Raw genomic sequence first — 24563 nt, 5'->3', positions numbered from 1 at the left:
ATTTGATGAAAGCCAGTTAAGGAAAAAGCCTTTTCATCTGTTTTAAACGGGTCATCAGTCCTAGTACCTTACGGCGTGCCATAATTTCTTCTTCACTAAAAGGCAACTCTTCTCTGAGTTGACTCATAGGTAGGTGGTTATGTTCGATCAGATAAATATCCTGCTCCCTGCTCCATTGCGCATTTTGCATCTGTGCCAGTAATTTTTTAGGATCTGGTCTCGCCATAAAAGTTTTATTCCTTGAAATAGAGAATAGAAGCCGAAGCTTCTATTCTCATGGTATTTATGCAGGAATAGTTTCTGAGATCAATTCACGCGCCCAAACACGGTGATTCATGATCAAGGTCTTGAAGCTATCTTGCACAGTATCGAATTGAGAATTTGCTAAAGTACCTTCATCACTGATCAGTTTTAGATCTTCAATTAGCTGACCTTTATCTCCCAGGAAGACAATCGGTTTCAGATGCTTATAAGCCTCAAGCAGATAGTGAGTCGCGATACCATCTTTCAGCACCATGTCATAGTTATCGCCATCGACAATAACTACAGCATCATAGGCAATCGACGGTTCAGCTTTCTGCATTCCATCAGATGGGATCACTGTACCTTGCTGGCTCAGGACTGGTCCTGGACGAGGTGTTAACACATCAGCCACAGCACTCTCTGATTCAGCCCAAGCCTGTACAGCTTTAATACTGGCTTCATTAGCTTTGTCATGTGCCAGAATCGCGATTTTACGTGCCTTAATATCAGCAGGTTTAAACGCTTCAAAAGACAGACGCTTAGAAATCAGAACATCAGGCAGTTTTGCAGCTTTTTTCTCAGCTGGGATTTCAATTCCTAACTGGTCCGCAACCTGTTGAGCCAGCGTCAAGTCGATATTACACAACACTTCGAGAACTTCACGTTCACGGATATTTTGGCGCTGTACTTTACTCAGTTCGAAGACATAGGCATCAATAATATGCTTCTGCTCATGCGGTGCCTGGCTTTGATAGAATAAACGGGCATGAGTGAAATGATCATTAAAAGACTCACTACGCTGGCGGATTTTATTACCGTCAATACGTTCCTGATAGCTTTCGAAGCCACCTGCCTGAGTCGCACCTGGCGCTTCAGCTGGCCAGTTATCATCAATCGAGTTTGGTTCGTAGTTGGCCTGTCCAGTGTGAATAAGACGTTGATGCAGACCATCACGCTGATTGTTATGGAATGGGCACACCGGCTTATTAATTGGAATCTGATGGAAGTTTGGACCACCCAAGCGGCTCAGCTGAGTATCAGTATAAGAGAACAGTCGGGCCTGTAGTAGCGGGTCGTTGGTAAAGTCAATACCAGGAACCACGTGACCTGGACAGAAAGCAACCTGCTCAGTTTCACCGAAGAAATAATCAACATTACGGTTCAACACCATACGGCCAATTGGAGTCACTGGAACCAGTTCTTCCGGAATGATTTTGGTTGCATCCAGCAAGTCAAAATCAAATTTCATCTCATCTTCTTCAGGAACGATCTGTACGCCTAATTCCCATTCCGGGTAATTACCGGAAGCAATCGCTTCATACAGGTCACGACGATGGAAATCGGGATCCTTACCTGCCAGTTTTTGCGCTTCATCCCATACCAGCTGTGTCAAACCTTGTTTAGGCGTCCAGTGGAACTTCACAAAGACAGCTTTATTTTCGGCATTGATCAAACGGAAGGTATGCACCCCAAAACCTTGAATCGAGCGTAAATTACGTGGAATAGCACGATCCGACATTGCCCACATCACCGCATGTGCAGATTCAGGTACAAGAGAGACAAAGTCCCAGAAAGTATCATGTGCTGACGCACCTGATGGAATCTCGGTTTGTGGTTCAGGTTTCAGCGCATGGACAAAATCAGGGAACTTGATGCCATCCTGAATAAAGAACACTGGCGCATCATTGGCCACCAGGTCAAAGTTACCTTCATCCGTATAAAACTTGGTCGCAAAACCACGAATATCACGTACCGTATCTGCTGAACCGCGAGGACCTTGTACTGTAGAGAATCGAACAAAGACAGGAGTCTGGGCACCGGTATTGGTTAGAAACCCGGCTTTAGTCCATTTTTCATTGCCTGGATAAGCTTCAAAAAAACCATGTGCTCCAACACCGCGTGCATGCACAATTCGCTCTGGAATACGCTCATGGTCAAAATGAGTAATCTTTTCACGAAGAATAAAATCCTCCATTAAAGTTGCCCCACGAACGCCCGCTTTTAGACTGTTCTGGTTATCCGAAATCTTGACACCTTGGTTGGTAGTCAGTGTCTGTTCGGTGGAGTCGCTACGATATGCATCAAGCTGCTCACTTTTTTTATTGGTATTCTGCTTATCTAAACCATTTTTACCTGTGGCTGGACTGTTCGCCTTAATTTTCATGACATTTTCCTTGCTGATCTTGAGTTTAGTGAAGTCTTTTTTTTGCCTATCTCAAATTCGCTTGAGTTTTATTCAACATCTTGCCGTTTTTACAGAAAAATAAAGTTCCACTTTTATCTGTATATAGTGAGCTGTTGCTGAGTATGAAAATCTTTTTATTGATTTCGTCTGTATCCCTAACATAACGAGATTTGACGAATACATTGCTGAGTCTTTGTAGTGGCTTGTTTAATAAAGGCACAGTTCTGTTATTTTTCTTAACTACACAGTTTTTTTTACCGAGTAACGATCACAAAGTTCAAAAAATTTAAAGCTGATAGTTTTTACTAAAAGATAAAATCATGAAATAAAGGCTTAATCATCTAAAAATGAAAACAAGTTTTTAAAAAACTGATCCAGACATTTGAGTTTTATAAGGCAAAATTAATTTCTTTATACAGTTACAATCCTGTCACCAGGCTATACAGAACGCCTAAACTTATATCTTTGCCCGTCCTATAAACTATATAACTCAGAAGTACTTAAAATTATTTCCACATATAAATAGTGGCAAAAATCTATTTCATATAAAAGGTCATGCTGCCAAGATTTCCTATCTTTTCAGCCATGACTGGCAAACTTCTATTTTAAAAGATATCTCTCTACAAAATTGTTAAGGAGTAAAACATGGGCTCTTCAGAAAAAAATGCTAAAGCTATGAAAATTGATATTGGTATTTCTTACGAAGACCGTGCCAAAATCGTCGAAGGTCTATCTAAATTATTGGCAGACAGCTATACCCTCTATTTAATGACCCACAACTTTCACTGGAATGTCACCGGACCACAGTTCAATAGTCTGCATAGCATGTTTATGACCCAATATACTGAACAGTGGAATGCTCTTGATTTGATTGCAGAACGTATCCGGGCTTTAGGCTTTGCCGCACCCGGCACTTACCAGCAATTTGTTAAGCTGACTGCTATTAAAGAAGTAGAAGGTGTACCAGATGCCCAAGAAATGTTGCGTTTATTGGTAAATGCTCATGAAACGGTAGCTCGTACCGCACGCAATCTTTTTGAAGTTGTTGATGAAGTCAACGATCAACCGACTGCAGATTTAATCACGCAACGTCTTGATGTGCATGAAAAAACAGCCTGGATGTTAAGAAGTACTTTAGAGTAATTAATTTTTCTCATTGAGAAAACAACTGTAAAATCAGAAAATTAGCTTTTACTAAAATAAATAAGTGTTCAAATTTAAGTCATATCCTTTTGAGCACTTATTTATCCCACCTTTCACCCTATAGTGAAGGCTTTGAAAAACAAATATTTACCTTTTAAAAGATTATTTTTTAATCAATAAATCTTTATTTATTATCTATTTAATTATATTAGGCTAGATAGAAAATTTAGCTTTTAAATAAAATTTTCTTATATTATAAAAATATAATTTTTACTAAATCAGTATTTTATTATTTTTTTGATCTTAGTCTTTTTCCATATCTTTTAAATATATTGAACAAATGGACCAAACCATTTCTGCTTACAAAATAAGCAACAGATTAAGCTTCAAAAATGCTTACAAACTGAATATTATTCATCTAAAATAGAGAACTACATCACACAATATAATTATTGAAATATATTGTATATATTTTGTATTTCTGAAAGATTCAGGGGATTAAGTTATGAGTGTTCAAAAGTTGCTCATTTCACTCAAACTTAATTTACGTAAATTGATTTTAATCCTTTTACTTGTAAGTCTGGTGATTCTTTTTTCAATTACATTGATTGTGAGCAATGTAATTCACCGACAACAACTGATTAATAATTCTCTTGCAACTAATTATGAGTATGCAGCTAAAGTTGCTTCTATTTCTGATTTATATTTTAAAAATATATTTAATGATTTAAGCCTCAGTGCCAATATTATTAAAAATGATTTTCATAATGAGCAGTTATTAAAAACTGAATTAAACAGATTGATTCAACAATCTAATTCTTTTAGCAGTGTTTTGATCAGCGATGCAGATGGTCATGTCATCGAATATGCGCCTGAAATCTTGAAATTAGATAAAGTTGCGATTATCCGGTCTTTGGGCTTTAGCAAATCACTCGAATCAAAGAAGCCTTATATTTCCTCACCCTATTATTCATTAAAAGGTAATCTGGTCGTCCTGGTTAGTTTTCCCATCTTTGATCAGAATAATAAATACCAAGGCTTTATTGCAGGGTTTATCTATTTACATGAAGAATCCTTATTAAAGACACTTTTAAGCGAAAATTATGGTTATAAAAATAGCTACTTATATGTTTTTGATAAAGAACATAAAATTATTTATCATCCAGAAAGAGAGAGAATTGGAAAAACATTCCAACACAATACCGGTTTAGCTTATATGGAGTCTCATAGCTCAGGTAAAATAAAATTAAACAACGATATGGGAGTTAGCGAACTAGCAAGTTTTGCAAAAATTCCTACGACTAACTGGACCGTGGTGTTTCAGCAGCCTACAGAAGATTTATTCGCCCAAGCCCGTCTTCTTGCCTACAAAGTGATTGGCACAATTTTTGTTATCTATATTATTATCTTTTTAATCATCTGGCGTATTTCAAAATCTATTACCTCTCCATTAAATGATCTTGCCAAAATGGCAAGTCATTTGAATGATCCAGGTATCACTGAAAAGATTAATCATATTACGCCTTGGTATTTTGAAGTTTTTAAATTCAAGAGATCCCTATTATCTAGTGTAAACGTTTTTAATCAGGAGATTGAAGAACTTAAACAGGATACTTTAACCGATCCTTTAACCGGCTTTTATAATCGTCGTGGCTTTGAACTATTTTTAAATGATTTAATTAGCAATAAAACTTATTTTGCTGTGGTGGTTTTGGATATTGACTATTTCAAGAAAATTAATGATCGTCATGGGCATGATATGGGTGATGTGGTATTAACCAAAGTTGCCGGATTTATTCGGGAAAGTTTTCGTGAACAGGATATTTGCTGTCGCGTTGGTGGTGAAGAATTTATTATTCTTGCGCCAGTCAAAGAGATTTCACATGCAACTAAAATCGCTGAAAGATTAAGACATAAACTGGCATCGACTTATTTACTTGAAGTAGGAATAGTCACTGCTTCACTCGGTATTGCACACTGGCCTTTAACTTCGTCTGATATCAAAGAAGTTTTAAAACAAGCAGATACGAATTTATATCAAGCCAAACATTTAGGGAGAAATCGTGTGGTGACAGGTGAAAAAAGTGCTCAGTTATAATATTTTTATACAGTTATTAAGTAGATAATTTAAATATATTATTTTGTTATTGTGTTATGGGGTTTAGATCTTTTATTCAAAAAAACAGTATAATTTCTCTAATACTTCTAGGTTTATATAGAGGTTTATACTTAAGGATACAATATGACTTCTTTTTATAATGGAGGCACCAGCCAAGAGATTTTTAATCTGATTGGTCAAGCTGCTGCCTTAGAGGATATCATAGATGCGATTACCGAATGGTTAGGGGATAAAATCCCGGATGCACTGGTATCTTTCATGTTGTATTCGGAACAGGAACAAACGCTTAACTTAATAAAAGAACCATCCTATTTTTCCAGAGAATATATAGACGCTTTAAAAGATCTAAAAATCGGCCCGAATGTAGGCGCGTGTGGTGCAGCTGCATATCATCGTCGTTTAGTGGTCTGTGAGAATTTACTCAATGATCCGAACTGGGTCGCATATAAAGATCTGGTTAAACAAAATGGTTTAAGAGCTTGCTGGTCCGTACCAATTGCCAATGGGAGTGGCAAACTTTTTGGCTCTTTTGGTACTTATTATCGTTCGATTAAGTCCCCTACTCCAAATGAAATTGACCTGCTGCAATATGCAGCTTCGCTGATCGCCTTAACCTTTGAGCTGTATGAAGAACGCAAAAAACGAAATCATCTCAAAGATAAATATCAGTCATTTTTCTCTTTTCATCCCGATGCAATTTTTGAGCATAATCTGGACGGCAATATTGTAGATGCCAACCTGGCCACCAAATTTTTTAACGAAGTTGGTGTTAAATCGCATATCGGAACTAAAATTGACCATTTTATTGAACCTGAACATCGCCCTCTTGCCTTAGAAGCCTTTGAGCAGGCCAAGCATGGTCTGACTGGACACCTTGAAGTTCAGGCACATAACTCGGCAGGACAGAAATACTGGCTCGATTTAACTTTTTTGCCAATTAAAGTGAATGGTGAAATTGTCGGTATTTTTAGCGTGGCACGCGATATAACTGAACGCTATCAAAACAATGAAATGCTGCGATTAATGAAACGTAGTGTCGATGCAAATCCGCATGGCATTATTTTAACTTCGGCAGAAAATGACCAGCCTATTGAATATGTTAATCCGGCCTTTGAGCAGATTACCGGTTATAGCCTGGAAGAACTCAAAGGAAAAAATTGCCGCATCTTGCAGGGATCTGATACTTCCGCGGAAAGCGTCCAGCAAATCAGCGAAGCCATTCAGAATAAATCTGAAATCAAGATTGTCCTGAAAAATTATCGTAAGGATGGACACTGGTTCTGGAACAAGCTAAACCTAGGTCCAGTCTTTGATGAAAATCATAAGTGCACTCATTTCATTGCCATTCAACAGGATGTGAGTCAGCATGTTGCCCAGCAAGAACTAATCGCTTATCAGGAATCACATGACCATTTAACCGGCTTTATCAACAATAAGCTGTTTGAAGAAGTGGTTCAGGAAAAACTGCATCTAGCGCAGAGTGGTTCTGCAAATCTAGTGCTTTTATATCTGGATCTGGATGATTTTGAACCTTTGAATCAAAGCCTCGGTCATGATATTGGCGATAAAATTTTAAAACTGGTGGGCAATCGTCTGAGCCAAAACCTGCAGCCGGAAGATGTAATTTCCAGATTTTCAGGAGATGAGTTTGCAATTTTATTAACTCAAATGAATGATCTCAAGCAAGTTGCTGTACGTGCCGAAGAAATCATCGCCGGATTATCTCAACCTTTTCACGTAGATGGTTACGACATTCACCTGAGTGCAAGTATCGGTGTCGCTGATGCTGATCCCGACATCAAATGCGTTAAGCAGTTTATCAATGCAGCCAAGGATGCCATGCGTGATGCTAATGCCGAAGGGGGTAATACTTGGCACTGGTATAATTTCACGAAAGAGCCTTTACCGAAGGTAGATTATGTACAGCTTCGTCATGAACTGATGGTCGCTCTGCATGAACAGCAGTTTAAACTGTTTTATCAGCCGATTCTGGACAGTGAAACGGGCAAGGTCAAATGTCTGGAAGCTTTGATCCGCTGGCAACATCCAGAAAAAGGCTTTATTTCTCCTGCCGATTTCATTCCTTTTGCAGAAAGGACCGGGCAAATCGTCTCAATTGGCGAATGGGTACTTAGACAGGCTTGTGAGGAAGTTAAAGCCTGGAATATGCAGCATGAGACTCAAATTTCGGTTGCCGTCAATCTATCTCCTTTACAGTTTAAAAGAAGTGGATTCCTGAGTGATCTCCAGCAATTATTAGCGGAAATTGAATTCCCGCATGAGTTACTAAAACTCGAAGTGACTGAAAGCATGCTGATTGCCAGCGGTGATAAGTCCATTGAGATCTTAAAAAATGTCCGGGCTTTGGGCATTAAAGTTTCGGTAGATGACTTTGGCACTGGTTATTCGAGTTTAAGTTATTTACGTAGTCTTCCGATCGATGAAATCAAACTGGATCGTAGCTTTGTTCAGCATTTACCTGGCAATCCACGAGATGAGGCCATTATTGAAGCCATGATTACCCTAGCGCATAAGCTGGATCTGGAAGTCGTTGCGGAAGGAATTGAGAATCCTGAACAGGCTGAGTGTTTAAAGTCACATCATTGTGATTATCTGCAAGGTTTTTACTATGCAAAACCTGCCCGACTCAATCAGCTGGAGTTAATCAGTTCCTGATTAATATGCCCTTTTTGAGCTGTACAGTTTCGGCTTCTAAGTAAGCTAATTCTTCTAAATGATGAGTCACATAAATCATCGGTAGATTTAGCTCGTCTTTGATCCGTTTTAGGAACGGTAAAATCTGCTGTTTTAACTGCTGATCTAGGCCCGTTAAAGGTTCATCTAGTAGCAACAAATTTGGTGAAGACAATAATGCTCGACCAATAGAGACACGCTGTGCTTCCCCACCTGAGAGTTGGTGTGCTCTACGATATATTAAAGGTTTTAATTCTAATAATTCTACGATGTCTTCAAACTTGAATTTTCGATCTGCTTTAGATATCAGTTTTTCTGCATAACATAGGTTCTGCTGCACATTCATATGTGGAAACAGCAAAGCATTCTGGAAAACTAATGCAATTTTGCGCTGATGCATTGGAATATTAATTTTCTTTTCTGTATTGATTAAATCTTGATGTTTAAACTGAATATATCCTTGATCAGGTTTTAATAGTCCAACAATATTTTTGAGTAAAGTACTTTTTCCGCTTCCAGATGCACCGACGATCCCCAATAGTTGCTGCGATATTTCCAGTTTAATATTCAACTCGAAATCGGCTTGTTGATATTGAAAATCACACTTCAACATTTCAGCCTCCTAATTTCCGTTGATAGTTTTGCAAAATAAAATAATTGGCAATTAAGGCAGTAAATGCCAAAAAAATAGATAAAACCACCAGACGCATCGCCATTTCTTCACCATTCGGTTGTTGCAGTAAGGAATAAATTGCGATGGGAATAGTGCGGGTTTCATCCGGAATATTTCCCACAAAAGTAATGGTGGCACCAAACTCACCCAGACTGCGGCTAAAACATAAGATGCTGCCAATCAGCATACCGGGAATCGCCAGAGGTAAATTGATACTCCAAAACACTTTCCACGGTGCTGCGCCCAATGAACCTGCGATATGTTCGAGTTGCTGGTTCATAAGCTGAAATGACAAACGGATCGGTTGCACCATCAGCGGAAATGCCACAATCATCGAGGCCAATACCGCCCCTTTCCAGTTAAATGCCAGTTGCAATCCGAGTGTATTGAGATATTGGCCAATCATGCCTTGATTACCAAACAGTATCAGAAGCAGATAACCCAAAACCACAGGTGGCAGCACCATCGGCAATTGCAAACATGCTTCGACCAGAAACTTAAGCCGAAATTCATATCTGGCCAAAACCCAAGCCAATGCTACTGCAAAAGGTAAACAGAATAAGGTCGCAAAGCTGGCCACCTTGGCAGACAGGTAGAGCGCACTGAGTTCTTCTGGACTTAACATCTTGCAGTTATTTCTCCAGCCATTGTCTAGGGGTTCAGCCTAAATCCATATTTTTGAAAGATGGCTTTAGCCTGCGCACTTTTTTGTATAAATTGTTCAAATTGCACTGCTTCTTTATTCTGTGCGCCTTGCCATGTCAAAGCTAAAGGATAAATAATCGGACTATGTAAATTTGCTGGGAAAGTACCGATGATTTTTACTTTTCGGCTGATCAAGGCATCAGTTTTATAGACAATCCCCACTTCACATTCACCGCGTTCGACGAAAGCCAAAGCCGAGCGTACATCATCCGTTCCAACAATTCGTCCTTTCAAGCCATTTAACCAGTTCAGTTGGGTCAGACTTTGCTTGGCATATTTCCCGGCAGGCACTGACTCCATTTGCCCGGTACATACATAACCTTTAAAAGATTGGGCAAAATTAAAATTAGATTGGGGTTTAAAATGAATATTCAGATGTTTTGGGCTGATCGTCACTAATTGGTTTAACAGGATGGGATGAACTGAACTGGGATTTATGAGTTTCTTTCGTACCAGATAATTCATCCAGTCCTGATCAGCTGAAAAGTATAGATCGCTGCTGGCTCCTGCTTCGATCTGTTTGGCTAAAGCAGAAGATGCACCAAATACGGAAATAATCTTAGTTTGCGGATGTTGAGCTTGGTAAATTCTGGAAATTTCGGTCACAGCATTATTTAGACTCGCTGCCGCGTAAACCTTCACTGTTCCTGCATGGACTGATGAAAACATCATGGCAATGCACATGAATAAAAACAGAGATTTTTTCATGTGCATCTACCCTCATCAGTGAATAAATAAGCCTTGAACAATATCCCCTTCTTTCAGGCTTTTTCCTGCCGGAATTCGAACCAGACAATTAGCCTGCATGAGATTGCTCAGCATATGTGATTGCTGTTTGGACAGACTTTTAACTCGTAAAACCGATTGCTCAAAACTGGCGGACATTCTTAAAAAGCGCTCTCTGGTATCCATTTTCAGATCATGGGTGAGTACAGCATTAAACCAGTTCGGCTGAGATTTGTGGCCTTGTAAGGCATTTAATAAAGTTGCGGTGTAGATCTGCATGCCGACATACACTGCTGCGGGATTTCCCGGCAAACCCAGCAGATAACAATGTGAACTATCATTTCGCTGTAGCTGGGCAAAGAACATCGGCTTGCCCGGCTTCTGTTTTACTTTCCAGAATATCTGTTCAAAGCCTAAATCTAGTGCTACAGGCCGAATGAAATCATAATCTCCGACAGATACACCGCCTGTGGTTAAAATCAGGTCATAGCTTGCTGATAATTCTTGAATGAGATTCCGTACTGCCGCCTCAGTATCTGCAACATGAAAAATTTCAACCTGCTGCCCGGCTTGCTGAAACCAGGCTTCAATCAAGGGACCGTTGGCATCAAAGATTTTACCCGCTACAAAGTCTTCTATACTTTCAGCAACTTCATCACCTGTAATGACCACAGCCACTTTAGAATATTGAAAAACCTCAACAGTATTGATTCCCGCCATGCTTAAAGAGGCAATTGCACCGACTGACAGCTGTTGACCTTTATTGGCCAATAATTGCTCGACTGAAATTTCTTCGCCCACATCGCGAATATCGGCATGAGCGCTGAGCTGTTCCATAATTTTGATTTTGGATGAATCAATCACTTGAACAATTTCCTGACGTGCGACCGTAGTAGTCCCAAGCGGAATTTTAGCGCCAGTAAAAATCCTGACTGCCTGACCATCCTGAAGTTGCAGTTCACCCTGTTGTCCCGCCCGAATTTCACCAATCAGTTGGAATTCGCGTTCTGGTTCAATTGCAGATTGGGTACACAATGCATAACCATCTACGGCACTTTGCGAAAATAACGGTAGATTAATCCCAGAATAAATATCCTCTGCCAGATAACGATTTAAGGCCTGATTCAACTTCAATCGTTCAGTTGCTAACACTTGAGTATGCTGCAAAATTAATTCTAAAGCCTGATCTACTGTAATCAGACCATGTTCTGCTCCGCATCCAGACATTATTGATAACCACCTTGATGTGGAATATTTTTCTGCACATCAAATAAATGTACCAACGCTGGTAGTACAGCAATTAAAGATTCTTTAGCCCCTTGTCGGCTGCCCGGTAAAGTCATTACCAAACTGTTATCAATATAGCCCGCAACGCCACGACTTAAAGCTGCATACGGCGTGCGTTTCTGGCCGAAACTGCGTGAAGCTTCCATGAGTCCAGGAATTTCCCGTTTCAGTAAAGGCTGTAAAGTTTCAACGGTTAAATCTTTAGGACCCAAGCCTGTTCCACCTACAGTCAGGATCAATGGATAGTCATTTTTTTGCTGTTCAACTAGTGCCAATAACTGTTCAGGGTCGTCTGGGATTACCTGATAGGCAATATTTTCAAAATTGGCTTCTTGTAATATTTCCAGGACATTTTGCCCTGCTGTATCCGGTTTTTTACCAGCAGCGACCGTATCTGAAAGCACAATGATGGCTGCTGGCAAGGCTTCTTTTAAGACACGGGTAAAATGCGATTTACCGCCTTTTTTCTTTTGCAATTTACATTGATCCAGACATAGATCTTCCGGTTCACAATGTGGTTTGAGCATGTCGTATAAAGTTAATCCAGCCAGACTAACGGCAGTCAAGGCTTCCATTTCCACACCAGTTGGACCAATAGTTTCTACTGTGGCAATAATTTCGACATGTGCATCAAACAGTTCATATTCTACATCTGCACGATAAATTGGTAAGGGATGACAAAGTGGAATCAGTTCATCAGTACGTTTAGCCCCTAAAATCCCGGCGATACGAGCTGTCTTTAGTGCATCACCCTTTTCTGTATCGCCATTCCGTAATAATTCAATGCAATGTGGCGGTGCATGCAGAAGCCCTGTAGCTACTGCAGTCCGATAACTTTCTGCTTTCATCCCGACATTTTTCATTGCATGTTCCTATAGTTCATTTCTTCTTAAAACGTGTATCTGTTCTGACTTATATCGGCCATTGATAAATTAATGGCGTATTCTCTTTTGCATGATTGCAATGTTGATGCGTCTCATCTGAATGCTTTGAATGACGATGTGTGTGAGCAGTTTCTACATCTTTACGGATACAACATCCCTCAACATATTGACTGCTGCCATCCATATAAAACTCTTCTTTCCAGACTGGCACTTCATGTTTAACCCGTTCCACTGCTTCCTCACAAGCGGCAAAAGCTTCACGTCGATGTGCAGCATAAGCAATCGCAATGATGGCTTTTTCACCAATATCTAATGCCCCAATTCGATGAATTACCCGCACATAGGACACGCCGTATTTGGCCTGGATTTCCTGTTCAATCTGGCGAATCATTTTTTCTGCAACAGGTGCATAAGCGGTGTACTTCAATGCCTTGACCGCTTTACCTTCATGGTGATTGCGTACCGTTCCGATAAATACGCCGACTCCACCACATTCAGGAAAAGACTGGATCGGATCAAAACTTTCTAGATTTAAAGCAGTTTCTTGTATCCTAGAAAATTGCTTGAATTCGCTCATTTCAGCCTCCTGCTACAGGTGACAACAGCATCAAAGTACTGTCAGTATTAAGAAGTGTCTGACGTGAAATGATGTCTTCACCTATAGCACAGGCACAGCGTTCAATCATGCCAAATGCATCAGGATAATCTTGGCTCACCTGATTTAAAACTTCAGATACGGTACTTTGAGATTTGCAGATAATTTCGAGATTTTGCGGTAACTGTCGTTCTACCGCACCGAAGGCTTCAATTCTGATTCTGATCTGTGACATCTTAGCCTCCTATCATGTGCATACTAATTTTGCGGCTGTTTTGATTCATACTTTGATTTTTCAAGCGCTGCTCTATGGCATGAAAGCCCTGTTCTTTGTTCCAGATATAGCGGGATAAAGCACCATACAAATTCAACTCACTTAGAGCGACAGATGCATTTAGTGATTTGATTTCCTTTCTAAGATTCAAACCTTGAGGTGCAAACAGGCAGTTATAAAATTCACCTTGTGCAGTCAATCGCAAGCGGTCGCAGCTGCCACAAAATGAATTGGTAATGGTTGAAATAATTCCAATCGGATGGCCATCAATCAGATACTGGCGTGCGGGTTCCGAAGCTGATTGGGCAGAATTATTAGTTTTTTGAGTGAGCGTAAATTCAGTCGCCAAAGTTTCTAAAATGTATTGTTCACTGACTACATGCTCAGTAGACCAATTGTGATCACCATCAAGTGGCATAAATTCGATAAAGCGCAGGACAATGTTTTGCTGAACTGACCAGCGCGCCAATGGCAGGATCTGATCATCATTGATACCCTGCATCAATACGGTATTGATCTTAATCGCTAATCCAGCGACTTGTGCTGCCTGAATTCCTTCCAGCACAGGTGCCAAATCTTTTTGAGTCAGCTGTTTAAACTGATCAGCATCCAGACTGTCCAAACTAATATTCAGGTCATCCAGTCCCGCCTGCTTTAAGGCCTGTGCATATTGTTTTAAGTAATGCGCATTCGTAGTCATGGAAATGCGTTGTAGTCCCAGCTTTTTCAGCGCTTGCAGTTGTTCAACAAAATGCACTACGCCCTGACGCATTAACGGCTCACCACCAGTAATGCGGATATACTGGATGCCATGACGCACCATAAAATCGCAAAATTGATACAGCTCTTCAAAACTAAGAAGATCGTGTTTTTTCATCCATTCCGGATGTTCAGGCATACAATAAACACATTTAAAATTACAGCGATCAGTCACTGAAATCCTTAGCTTGCGCTTGCCACGACCGAACTGATCGACAAACAAGGCATCATTTTTAAGCTGTGTCATCATATTCATGTTGAACATCCATCTTCAGGCATTGGGCGGGTTGTTGCACATATGCAGTGCGCGAAACTCAAATCGCCCAATCTTGTAATAATTAGATTTGCAATAAGTGTTCCAACTTTGTGCCAAAAGCAAAATATTCAGTTTTTAGTGCAGAAATTTGAGCTGTTGATACTGTTGCAGTTCATCCAGTGAGTTAATACTGTGAAAAAATAGCGCACGATTTTTAAAACGTGCCACTTGTGCGTGCAAATCAGCAAAACAGTGTTTAAGACTGCGCTGTTCCTGTTCAAGATGTAAGTTCAGGGTTGCCAGACTGCTGCATTTGACCAGACAAAATGGATAAAGTGGCTTGCCGTTAATTTCCACATAGGCCACTTGAGCCAGACTATTTTTGGCTAGAGCCTGGTGTAACTTGAGCAATACTTTGGAAGGAATATAAGTTACGTCACAAGGGACAAACAGTACATAATCCGACTGCACATGCGACCAGGCACTTTTCATGCCCATTAACGGCCCCTGAAAGCCCGGCTCATCATCTTGATAATAATGAACACTGGGAATAAGTTTCTGGTAAATGGAATAGTCGCGATGGCTGTTAATCCAGACCTGTGCAACATTCGATTTCAGCTGTTGGTGAATCTTGATCAGCTGAATCTGGTCATCGAATTTCTGCAACAGTTTGTTGATGCCATTCATGCGTCTTGCCTGTCCACCCGCCAGGATCACCAGATCAGTATGCGGATAGGCTGTTTTATTATTTTCTCTCTCGGCTCCTTTTTTCATTCTACCGTCTCCAATTGACATGTTTTAATCAGGCCACGGATTTCAGGTAAACACGAACCACAATTCCCTCCGGCTTTTAAACATGCGGTCACCTGTTTTTCATCCGTAATATTTTTAGTTTTAATGGTTTCAATGATGCGGTTTTTACCGACTTTAAAACAGCTACACACCAGTGGACCTTCATTATTTGCCATCGACATTGGTTGTCCGGCAAGTAAGGCTTTACGGTGCATAGCACTTAAACGTTCACGTTTAAACAGACTTGCCACCCAGTCACGGTCCGGCAATAAGGCCTTCGGTGCAATATATAGACTGGCAATCACATGACCATCCTGAAGTATCACGCTATGACTGATGTGGGCGGTCTGATCTTCAAGATTCAGCCATTCAAAACTTTCATCCTGAAATGGCAATAATTCTTTTAAATGCTCAGTGGTGTAGCTAAATTTCTTCCGGTCTGCCAGTTCATAACGTACTGCCTTGCTGGTAGTGATTTTAGTCCACCACACGGTGGCTTCAATCGACGGCTGTACGATTTTTTCAAAGCCTTGACGCACATAAAATACGCCTTGCCACTGGCTATAAAATGGATGGATGATAACCGGAGTATGCTTGAATTCTGGCTCACCCGAAATAGCATCCACTACCGGATTCACCAGTTTGCCAATACGCGCATCGGATGCGACCTGATCATTCCAGTGAATCGGGGCAAAGACCTGTCCACGGCGGATATTGTCACTAATAGTCGCACGCAAGACACAATTGCCCCACTGCGATTTCACCTCAACCAATTCACCATCCTGAATCCCATATTTCAAGGCATCATGTGGATGAATTTCACAATACGGCTCAGCACGATGGGTACTTAAATTGGCAGAGAGACCGGTACGGCTCATGGTGTGCCACTGATCCCGGATCCGGCCGGTATTGAGAATTAAAGGATACTCACTGGAAACCTGATTTACCGGATCAATCGCTGTGGTGGCAATAAACTTGGCTTTGCCATCCGCATGACTGAACTGGCCTTGAGCAAATAACCGGGCGACAGATTTCGCATCTTGCTGCTTATCCCAAACTGGCCATTGCACCGGATCCAGTTCATCATATTCTTCTGCAGTTAAATTGCTTAAACCTTGCAGGTTGAAATAACGGAAATATGAGGTGTCTGTACGTTTATGCAGTTCGGCATTCTGATAGGCAGAAAGCCCTGCATGCTCCTTAAAGATTTCATAACTATTCTGGAAATCGAAGCCATTAAAGCCCATGTGTTTTGCCACTTGAGCAATGGCCCACCAGTCCGCTTTGGCTTCACCCGGTGCATCCAAAAATGCATGCTGACGTGAAATACGACGTTCCGAATTGGTCACGGTGCCATCTTTTTCACCCCAACCTAAAGCGGGTAACAAGACATCAGCATATTGTGTGGTATCCGTGTCCTGACAGATATCAGACACCACCACGAATTCACATTTGTCCAGGGCACGTTTAACCTGATCGGCATCTGGTAAGCTGACTACCGGATTAGTTGCCATAATCCAGATCGCTTTAATCTTGCCACTTTCAACGGCTTGGAATAAATCGACTGCTTTGAGGCCAACCTGAGTCGCGATGGTTGGACTTTGCCAGAAGCTTTGTACCAACTGCTGATGTCCCGAATTTTCTAAATCCAGATGTGCAGCCAGCATATTGGCCAGACCACCGACTTCACGCCCTCCCATCGCATTTGGCTGACCAGTCATGGAAAATGGCGCTGCGCCCAATTTACCAATTTTGCCTGTTAATAGATGACAATTGGTAATGCTGTTGGCTTTATTCACCCCTTGCGAAGACTGATTGACCCCCATTGAAAACAGGGTCATAACTTTTTCAGTTTCGGCGAATTTCTGATAAAAAGTTTGCAGTTTCTCGACTGCAATACCGGTACGTTGAGCAGCTTCTTGAATCGGAGACTCAGCTTCACTTTGTACTAAGGCTTGCTCCAAGCCTTGTGTATGTTGAGCAATAAATTCTTGGTCTGCGTGACTATTTTTCCAGAGGTACTGCAATAAGCCATTAAACAGCGCCACATCCTGACCTGGCAGAATTGGTAGGTGTAGATCTGCTGCTTCACAGGTACTGGTAAAACGCGGATCAACCACGACCACAAACAGGTCGCGCTGTTCCTTGGCTTTCATAATGCGCTGATACAGCACTGGATGACACCAAGCGGTATTGGAACCGACCAGTACCACCATGTCAGTATGTTCGAAATCTTCGTAGCTGGCTGGAACCAAATCTTCGCCAAAAGCTCGTTTATGTGCAGCAACAGCTGAAGACATACACAGACGTGAATTGGTATCGATGTTTGCAGTACCAAGATAGCCTTTGACGAATTTATTCACTACATAATAGTCTTCGGTCAGCAGCTGACCGGAAACATAAAAGGCAATACTGTCACGACCATACTGGTCGATATATTGTTGGAATTTATTGGCAATGGACGAAACTGCAGTATCCCAACTCGTGACTTCACGCTGATCTTTACGACCCAGCATTGGATGTAGTAAACGAGTTTCAAGTCCTAGGGTATCGGCCAAATTACTGCCTTTAATACACAGCTTACCGTAATTAGAAGGATGATTGGCATCGCCTTCAACAGTCACTTTCGGACCTGATATGGTCGGCGTTACATGTGCAGTCACACCACAACCCACGCCGCAATATGGGCACGTGGTCTGTGTGGTTTTAGTTTTTAATTCTGTGGAGCTTTCAATTTCCACAACGGGAATACTGTTCATGGATGCTCCTTAGGAGTTGAAACACAATTTAATTCTTTTCAAAAAAGGTTCATTACAACGGTGTCTTTTCAATGCAACTCATTTATTTGGATCAACCTTCGGTTCGACCTACTTTTCTTTCGGGAAAAGTAGGCAAAACCTGAGCCACACTGTGGCGTAAGATCCGCAAAACTCGCCCTCATCCGGCATGTATCAAAAAGGTCGCAGAAACATTCATTTTCATATTTTGTCTTGGCTCAAACAGTTGCGGATGACGTTTCCGCGGATCTTGGTTTCACCATGACAAATTGATTTTTTACCCTGCTTTCTTTAATGCAAAATCCCGACCAAAAAGCAGCTTGTTACGAATCGTTGCAATTGGGGTTTGATCTGCAATCAGTTCGGCATACCAGGTACCGTCTTCCGTATCACCAAACAGCACCGCACCAATGACTTTATCTTTTTGAATAATAATGCGTTTATAGATCTGACGCTTTTCATCATTCAGTACGATATCTTCAAAATCATCTTTTGGTTCGAAGTCACCTGCAGAGAACACATCACAACCACTCACTTTCAGCTGAGTCGGAACCGTCGGCGCTTTAAAGGTCAAGCTGCCATGCTCGGCCAGATGTGATGCACAAATGAACGCCTGGCCCCAAAGTGGTTCAACCAGACCAAAGGTTTGACCACGGTGCTCGATACATTCACCCACCGCATAAATACTTGGGTCAAAAGTCTGCATGGTGTCATTTACCAGCACACCGCGATTACAACGCAGACCAGCACTTTGCGCCAATGCGATATTTGGACGAATACCAACTGCAAAGACCACCAAATCAGCAGCCAGCACGGTGCCATCTTTGAGTTTCACTTGGGTCACATGACCTTCTTCACCAATCAGGCATTCGGTATTCGCTTCAGTCAGAATGGTGATGCCTTTCTGTTCAATCGCAGTTTTCAGCATCTGGCTGGCTTTACTGTCCAACTGACGGTCCATGATGCGATCCATCAGATGCAATACTGTGACATTCATGCCTTGCTGTTGCAGGCCATAAGCAGCTTCCAGACCTAGTAGACCGCCACCAATCACCACCGCATTTTTCTTGGTTTTGCAGTAGTCCAGCATGTTGTTCACATCATAAATGTCGCGGAAGCTGAGTACGCCTTTTAAGTCACTGCCTGGAATTGGCGGAACGAATGGCTTGGAACCCGTCGCCAGAATCAAACGGTCATAACTGATCACTTCGCCTTTTTCGGTATAAACCTGCTTACGCGGACGGTCGATACGAATCGCAGGATCACCTGCAATCAGACGAATACCTTTGTCGGCATACCAGGCATGTGGATGCAGCATGATGTCATCAATGGTTTTCTCGCCAGAAAGCACTGGCGACAGCATGATGCGGTTGTAGTTACCCCACGGCTCTTCACCAATCACAGTAATTTCATAACGGTCTGGTGCCATATCCAGCAGGTCTTCCAGACAACGCATGCCTGCCAGACCATTACCGACCAGTACCAGTTTCATTTTTTCCGGTGAAACACCGTTATTGGTGATATAGGTTTTTTGTGGCACTGGGCTAATGAACACCTTGCCATTTTCAATTTTGTTTGGAAATACCAGCAGTTTTTGATCTTTATCTTCCAGACAGCGGCCAGTCGCCAGACTGAAATGTTGCTTGTAAATTGGTGAAGCGACAACACGCTCGCCTTGCAGGTCACCCAAAATTCCACGTGACATCACAAATGCTTTGCTAAATGGATCCTGATTGCTTAAAGCGTAAATACGCTTTTCATTACCCACACGAAACAAAGCAATTTGCTGATCTTCCACCAATGCAGCGACACCCGTATTTGGCGTAATGTCATCCAGTGCACACACTTCAACCCAATTCAGTTCATTCATATTTTTTAAAATTGTCATATTCTCGCTCCTTTATTCTTTGAATCAGGCTTCGACTACCGGAATACGGCTGGCATTGCGTTCAGCTTCAGTTTTTGGACGGATCTGACCGCGCACTTCAGTAAATTGAACATGCGGATCGTTTTGCTGTTCAGCCTTGGCATTAATAAAGGTTTTGAAACGTTTACGGACTTCTGGATCTTCAACTGCAGTACGCCATTCATCCTGATAAGTGCCCACCACATGCTCCATACGGCGTTCTAATTCCGCTGCCAAACCAAGTGAGTCATTCACAACGACATCTTTCAGATAATCCAGGCCACCTTCGAGATTGTCGCGCCATACTGAAGTACGTTGCAGACGGTCTGCAGTCTGGATATAGAACATGAAGAAACGGTCGATATAGCGGACTAAAGTTTGTGTATCCAGATCTGATGCCAGCAGTTCCGCGTGGCGTGGTTTCATACCGCCGTTACCGCAGACATACAGGTTCCAGCCTTTTTCAGTGGCAATCACACCGACGTCTTTGCTTTGTGCTTCGGCACATTCACGGGTACAGCCAGATACCGCCATTTTCAGTTTGTGTGGAGAACGTAAGCCTTTGTAGCGGTTTTCCAGATAGATCGCCAAGCCCACAGAATCATCCACACCATAGCGGCACCAGGTGCTACCCACACAAGATTTCACGGTACGCAGCGATTTACCGTAAGCATGCCCCGATTCAAAACCGGCATTGATCAGTTTTTCCCAGATTTCTGGTAATTGATGCAGTTGCGCACCAAACATATCGACACGCTGGCCGCCAGTCAATTTGGTGTACAGACCATATTCTTTAGCAATTTGACCAATGACGATCAGACCATCTGGAGTGACTTCACCACCTGCCATACGAGGAACGACAGAGTAAGTACCATCTTTTTGAATGTTACCGAGGTAGTAATCGTTACTGTCTTGCAGGCCGGCATGGCTTGGTTTCAGGACAAAGTCGTTCCAGCAAGATGCAAGAATATTGGCCACTGTTGGCTTACAGATATCACAGCCCAGACCATGACCATGTTGCTGGATCAGGTCATCAAAAGTTTTGATCTCATTGACGCGCACCAGGTGATACAGCTCTTGGCGTGAATAAGCAAAGTGTTCACACAGATGGTTATTCACTGTCACGCCTTGGCGTTGCAGTTCAGACTTCAATACTTGAGTGACTAAAGGTGCACAACCACCACATGCAGTAGCTGCTTTGGTGCATTTTTTCAGAGCGCCTAGTGAAGTTGAACCATCGGCAATCGCTGAACAGATATCCGCTTTAGATACGTTATTACATGAACAGATCGTTGCGCTGTCTGGGAGCAGATCTACACCGCTACCGCCTGCTTTTGCAGTCGCTTGATCAAAGCCCGGCATGATCAGGCTTTCCGGATTTTCCGGGATTTCCAGACCATTTAGCATCATTTGCAGCAGGTCGTTATATTCTTTGGCACAACCGACCAGCACTGCACCGAGCAGTTTGGTTTTTTCAGCATTAACTACGATTTTTTTGTAGATCTGCGCTGCTTCATCTGCATAGAAGTAGCTCAGTGAACCTGGTGTCATGGCATGTGCATCGCCAACTGATGCAACATCCACACCCATCAGTTTCAGCTTGGTGCTCATGTCTGCGCCAGCAAATGCTGCACATTCTTCTTGTAGGACATGTTTCGCAGCAATACGTGCCATGTCATAGCCGGGCGCAACCAGACCAAAAATCTTGTTATTCCACAGCGCACATTCACCAATTGCGTAAATGTCCGGATTTGATGTCTGGCAGTAATCATTGATCACGATACCACCGCGCTCACCAATCGCCAGCCCACTTTGACGTGCTAGCTCATCACGTGGACGGATCCCTGCAGAGAACAGAATGATGTCAGTTTCCAGCTCGGCACCATCACCAAACTTCATCACATGTTTAGCATTTACGCCGTCTTCAATAGACGAAGTTGCTTTTTGGGTATGGACTTTAACGCCTAGATCTTCGATTTTGGTACGTAGCACTTTACCGCCTAGGTCATCAATCTGTACTGCCATCAAGCGTGGTGCAAACTCAACCACGTGAGTTTCCAGATTCAGGTCACGCAGGGCTTTAGCAGCTTCTAGACCCAGCAACCCGCCACCAATCACGACACCGTTTTTGGCATTCAGACTTGCTGCACGGATTGCATCCAGATCTTCAATGGTACGGTAAACAAAGCAGTTTTCACGGTCGTTGCCTGGAATTGGTGGAACAAAAGCATAGGAGCCGGTAGCTAAAACCAGTTTGTCATAAGCAATCACATCGCCATGATTAGTGGTGACTGTTTTATTAACAGTATCGATTGCAGTCGCTTTGGTACTTAAACGCAGATCAATTCCATACGCATCTGCAAAGTCGTTACGGCAAAGGGTTAAATCCTTGGCTGATTTTCCAGTGAAATATTCAGTTAAATGAACACGGTCATAAGCCAGACGCGGCTCTTCTGCCAGAATCGTGATTTCAACGTCATCACCCGCATGCTCAAGCACAGATTCAATAAATTTGTGTCCTACCATGCCATGGCCAATCATTACCAGTTTCATATTCCTTCTCCTAAATTTTCTAAATCTTGTATCTTGTGTTTTAAGCCAGGTTGTTTCGTTCAAGAACAGCTTCTTCATATAGCTTTTGCTCTTTGGCCTTATGCTCAACCGAGAAGCGAATCATCAGAACAAAACTTGCTGCAATCACGACCAGGCCGCCAAGTGCCATCAGACAGGTTTGAATATCCAGCATGCCTTTAAGTAAGAATCCTGCTGCGACCGCACCCACGTTACCGCCTGCACCGATAATGCCGGCCACACCACCTAAAGCATCACGGTCAATAAATGGCACCAGCGCATACGTTGCACCACATGCCATGTGGGTAAATAATGCGAAGACAGTCATGGTGATGATGGCCAGCATGGCACTGTTCATTTGCGAGAATAAAATCAGGAATAAGCCTTCCATCAAGATCATGGCAAACAGCACTTTGGTACGTCCGTCCAGGCCTTTTTTGATGGCAACTTTGTCTGAAACGATGCCACCCAGTGCACGGGCAAACAGGGCTAGCAGACCGAAGATCCCGGCCGTCATACCTGCTTCTTTTAAACCAAAGCTGAAGTTTTCTACGTAGTACATGGCTACGATGTTATGAATGAAGATTTCGATACCGAAACAGGCCGCATAAGCGCCAAATAGAATCCAGACACGGTAGTTACGTGCAGCATGCATCAGAATTGCCATGCCACCTTTTTTCTCGCTACCAACCTGAATTCCTGCTGCACGCAGTTCTTTAAAGTTGCCTTGTGGGCAGTCCTGAGTGAATTTCCAGTACAAGGCACCGACAATCAGCATCATCAGGCCTGGAACAATTAAGGCAATTCTCCAGCCCATCGCCTGTTCAACACCGAACATTACTAGTGCAGCCAGAAGTAATGGCATTAGAGCTTGAGTCGCACCACCACCGGCATTACCCCAGCCTGCAGATGCTGCATTCGCTGTACCCACTACATTCGGCGCAAACATGATGCTGGTGTGATATTGGGTAATGACGAAACTGGCACCAATGGCACCAATCAGTAAGCGGAAAAACAGGAAAGATTCATAGCTATTCGCAGAGGCAACACCAAAAACCGGGATACTGCCGAGCACGAGTAATGCGGTATAGGTTTTCCGTGGACCATATTTGTCACATAGCGGACCGACAATCAGTCGAACCAGAATGGTGATCGCGACTGCTGCAATATTGATATTGGCGATTTGATCTTTGGTTAAGCTGAATTCACCCGCGATCACAGGCATCAGCGGTGCACAGGCGAACCAGGCAAAGAAGCAGACAAAAAACGCGAGCCAACTCATATGGAAGGCTCTCATTGCTGCGCTGCTGAAATTCAAAAGACTTATTTTTGTTGCTTTCTTTTCATATAAATTTGAAGACATCACCATCTCCTTCCAGAACTGAACGTATAGGCTTATCTGCTATGCGAATCGCTGCACACCAGATGCGATCAGAACGGACGTCATTGGCCGTCTTACAAATTTCTTTAGAGTCGTCTTTGACTCAAATTCTAATAAGCACAAAGCGTGCCAATAAAATAGTTATACGAATAAGTATTTGTATTTATATTAGGGTCTGTTGACACTTACTGTTCATAATTAACCCTATAAAGGTAGACATAAAAATATACAGGCTAAGGCAACAGAACTTTGATAATTTCTTTTGAGCTTGTCATATCGAGTAGCTATTCCTCTAAATTGCTTTAATCTACAAAACATATTTTCAACTAAATGCCTGATTTTATATAAATACCAGTCCATATGGTCATTGTTCGATTGGCTATTCGTTTTCTTTGGTATATTCGCTTTAGTCCCTGTTTTCCTGATCTGTTCACGCAGTGGTTCTGAATCATAGCCTTTATCTGCGCATACCACTTTTGTCTCTTTTAAATCTAATGTTGATATTAAATCAGGCGCAACTTTAACATCATGTGTGGTTCCATCGGTAATCATGAAATCAATAGGATTGCCATGTGCATCAACAATCAAATGTA

At 42.2% G+C, this 24563-nt stretch carries 18 protein-coding genes and 1 pseudogene; 3 read left to right on the top strand and 16 right to left on the bottom strand.

Translation table 11 applies throughout. The annotated features are described in order from the left end of the window. Positions 1-16: 16 nt before the first annotated feature. On the bottom strand, positions 17-226 hold the full coding sequence (locus tag FTV34_RS10950; protein WP_166135421.1) for a hypothetical protein: 210 nt from the start codon (positions 224-226) through the stop codon (positions 17-19). Between the two features lie 57 nt (positions 227-283). Beyond that, positions 284-2407, bottom strand: coding sequence for a catalase HPII (katE, locus tag FTV34_RS10945; RefSeq protein ID WP_180070154.1), 2124 nt, complete (start codon positions 2405-2407; stop codon positions 284-286). A gap of 666 nt (positions 2408-3073) precedes the next feature. Here katE and FTV34_RS10940 point away from each other — a divergent pair. From FTV34_RS10940 to FTV34_RS10930, 3 genes are all read left to right on the top strand, one after another. Beyond that, positions 3074-3571: a Dps family protein gene (locus tag FTV34_RS10940; protein ID WP_004783133.1), complete on the top strand. Its 498-nt coding sequence runs from the start codon at positions 3074-3076 to the stop codon at positions 3569-3571. 505 nt (positions 3572-4076) lie between these two features. Then, a complete protein-coding gene (locus FTV34_RS10935) occupies positions 4077-5669 on the top strand; it encodes a sensor domain-containing diguanylate cyclase (RefSeq protein ID WP_180070152.1) in 1593 nt (530 codons plus the stop codon). A 144-nt stretch (positions 5670-5813) separates the two neighbouring features. After that, positions 5814-8366 carry an EAL domain-containing protein gene (locus FTV34_RS10930; RefSeq protein WP_180070150.1) on the top strand — a complete coding sequence of 851 codons (2553 nt, stop codon included), beginning with the start codon at positions 5814-5816 and terminating at the stop codon, positions 8364-8366. Here the strand turns inward: FTV34_RS10930 and FTV34_RS10925 are convergent. The 14 genes and pseudogenes from FTV34_RS10925 to FTV34_RS10860 form a co-directional block, all read right to left on the bottom strand. After that, positions 8356-8997 (bottom strand): ATP-binding cassette domain-containing protein, encoded by a 642-nt coding sequence (locus tag FTV34_RS10925; protein ID WP_180070148.1) that lies wholly within the window; start codon positions 8995-8997, stop codon positions 8356-8358. The two genes, FTV34_RS10930 and FTV34_RS10925, sit on opposite strands and share 11 nt — an antisense overlap. 1 nt (position 8998) lies before the next feature. Next, positions 8999-9682, bottom strand: a complete 684-nt coding sequence (gene modB / locus FTV34_RS10920; protein ID WP_159124321.1) for a molybdate ABC transporter permease subunit — start codon at positions 9680-9682, stop codon at positions 8999-9001. Between the two features lie 26 nt (positions 9683-9708). Next, positions 9709-10470, bottom strand: coding sequence for a molybdate ABC transporter substrate-binding protein (gene modA / locus FTV34_RS10915; RefSeq protein ID WP_180070146.1), 762 nt, complete (start codon positions 10468-10470; stop codon positions 9709-9711). A gap of 15 nt (positions 10471-10485) precedes the next feature. Further along, positions 10486-11715, bottom strand: a complete 1230-nt coding sequence (locus FTV34_RS10910) for a molybdopterin molybdotransferase MoeA (RefSeq protein ID WP_180070144.1) — start codon at positions 11713-11715, stop codon at positions 10486-10488. Next, positions 11715-12638: a bifunctional molybdenum cofactor biosynthesis protein MoaC/MoaB gene (gene moaCB / locus FTV34_RS10905; RefSeq protein ID WP_180070141.1), complete on the bottom strand. Its 924-nt coding sequence runs from the start codon at positions 12636-12638 to the stop codon at positions 11715-11717. Before moaCB ends, FTV34_RS10910 begins: the two co-directional genes overlap by 1 nt. Positions 12639-12687: 49 nt before the next feature. Next, entirely contained in the window at positions 12688-13236 is a 549-nt protein-coding gene (locus FTV34_RS10900) for a molybdenum cofactor biosynthesis protein MoaE (RefSeq protein WP_180070140.1), read from the bottom strand. 1 nt (position 13237) lies between these two features. After that, a complete protein-coding gene (locus tag FTV34_RS10895; RefSeq protein ID WP_180070138.1) occupies positions 13238-13489 on the bottom strand; it encodes a MoaD/ThiS family protein in 252 nt (83 codons plus the stop codon). Position 13490: 1 nt separating this feature from the next. Further along, positions 13491-14543 carry a GTP 3',8-cyclase MoaA gene (moaA, locus tag FTV34_RS10890; protein WP_180011433.1) on the bottom strand — a complete coding sequence of 351 codons (1053 nt, stop codon included), beginning with the start codon at positions 14541-14543 and terminating at the stop codon, positions 13491-13493. A gap of 135 nt (positions 14544-14678) precedes the next feature. After that, positions 14679-15317 carry a molybdenum cofactor guanylyltransferase gene (locus tag FTV34_RS10885; RefSeq protein ID WP_180070136.1) on the bottom strand — a complete coding sequence of 213 codons (639 nt, stop codon included), beginning with the start codon at positions 15315-15317 and terminating at the stop codon, positions 14679-14681. Further along, complete coding sequence (locus FTV34_RS10880) at positions 15314-18094, bottom strand: nitrate reductase (protein WP_180070134.1); 2781 nt, start codon at positions 18092-18094, stop codon at positions 15314-15316. The genes FTV34_RS10885 and FTV34_RS10880 overlap by 4 nt, the downstream gene beginning before the upstream one ends. Positions 18095-18389: 295 nt before the next feature. Beyond that, the gene (nirD, locus tag FTV34_RS10875) at positions 18390-20000 is read right to left on the bottom strand and encodes a nitrite reductase small subunit NirD (protein ID WP_180070132.1); all 1611 of its coding nucleotides are present in this window, start codon (positions 19998-20000) and stop codon (positions 18390-18392) included. A 24-nt stretch (positions 20001-20024) separates the two neighbouring features. Further along, on the bottom strand, positions 20025-22571 hold the full coding sequence (nirB, locus tag FTV34_RS10870) for a nitrite reductase large subunit NirB (RefSeq protein ID WP_218949361.1): 2547 nt from the start codon (positions 22569-22571) through the stop codon (positions 20025-20027). 40 nt (positions 22572-22611) lie between these two features. Further along, a complete protein-coding gene (locus FTV34_RS10865; protein WP_180052686.1) occupies positions 22612-23952 on the bottom strand; it encodes an MFS transporter in 1341 nt (446 codons plus the stop codon). A 222-nt stretch (positions 23953-24174) separates the two neighbouring features. Then, a pseudogene (locus tag FTV34_RS10860) lies at positions 24175-24563 on the bottom strand (IS5-like element ISAba31 family transposase); the annotation flags it as partial.

It is taken from the genome of Acinetobacter sp. YH16038, from assembly GCF_013417275.1.
GTDB lineage: Bacteria > Pseudomonadota > Gammaproteobacteria > Pseudomonadales > Moraxellaceae > Acinetobacter.
The sequence above is the reverse complement of the archived record's forward strand: the minus strand, read 5'-3'. Positions and strand labels throughout refer to the sequence as shown.

Bases quoted from the DNA above. Each gene is read 5' to 3' on its own strand.
- nirB (WP_218949361.1), bottom strand. From the start codon at position 22,571: ATGAAACTGGTAATGATTGGCCATGGCATGGTAGGACACAAATTTATT.
- FTV34_RS10865 (WP_180052686.1), bottom strand. From the start codon at position 23,952: ATGTCTTCAAATTTATATGAAAAGAAAGCAACAAAAATAAGTCTTTTG.
- FTV34_RS10885 (WP_180070136.1), bottom strand. From the start codon at position 15,317: ATGAAAAAAGGAGCCGAGAGAGAAAATAATAAAACAGCCTATCCGCAT.
- FTV34_RS10935 (WP_180070152.1), top strand. From the start codon at position 4,077: ATGAGTGTTCAAAAGTTGCTCATTTCACTCAAACTTAATTTACGTAAA.
- FTV34_RS10950 (WP_166135421.1), bottom strand. From the start codon at position 226: ATGGCGAGACCAGATCCTAAAAAATTACTGGCACAGATGCAAAATGCG.
- nirD (WP_180070132.1), bottom strand. From the start codon at position 20,000: ATGACAATTTTAAAAAATATGAATGAACTGAATTGGGTTGAAGTGTGT.
- FTV34_RS10895 (WP_180070138.1), bottom strand. From the start codon at position 13,489: ATGTCACAGATCAGAATCAGAATTGAAGCCTTCGGTGCGGTAGAACGA.
- moaCB (WP_180070141.1), bottom strand. From the start codon at position 12,638: ATGAAAAATGTCGGGATGAAAGCAGAAAGTTATCGGACTGCAGTAGCT.
- FTV34_RS10880 (WP_180070134.1), bottom strand. From the start codon at position 18,094: ATGAACAGTATTCCCGTTGTGGAAATTGAAAGCTCCACAGAATTAAAA.
- modB (WP_159124321.1), bottom strand. From the start codon at position 9,682: ATGTTAAGTCCAGAAGAACTCAGTGCGCTCTACCTGTCTGCCAAGGTG.
- moaA (WP_180011433.1), bottom strand. From the start codon at position 14,543: ATGAATATGATGACACAGCTTAAAAATGATGCCTTGTTTGTCGATCAG.
- modA (WP_180070146.1), bottom strand. From the start codon at position 10,470: ATGAAAAAATCTCTGTTTTTATTCATGTGCATTGCCATGATGTTTTCA.
- FTV34_RS10925 (WP_180070148.1), bottom strand. From the start codon at position 8,997: ATGTTGAAGTGTGATTTTCAATATCAACAAGCCGATTTCGAGTTGAAT.
- FTV34_RS10930 (WP_180070150.1), top strand. From the start codon at position 5,814: ATGACTTCTTTTTATAATGGAGGCACCAGCCAAGAGATTTTTAATCTG.
- FTV34_RS10940 (WP_004783133.1), top strand. From the start codon at position 3,074: ATGGGCTCTTCAGAAAAAAATGCTAAAGCTATGAAAATTGATATTGGT.
- FTV34_RS10900 (WP_180070140.1), bottom strand. From the start codon at position 13,236: ATGAGCGAATTCAAGCAATTTTCTAGGATACAAGAAACTGCTTTAAAT.
- katE (WP_180070154.1), bottom strand. From the start codon at position 2,407: ATGAAAATTAAGGCGAACAGTCCAGCCACAGGTAAAAATGGTTTAGAT.
- FTV34_RS10910 (WP_180070144.1), bottom strand. From the start codon at position 11,715: ATGTCTGGATGCGGAGCAGAACATGGTCTGATTACAGTAGATCAGGCT.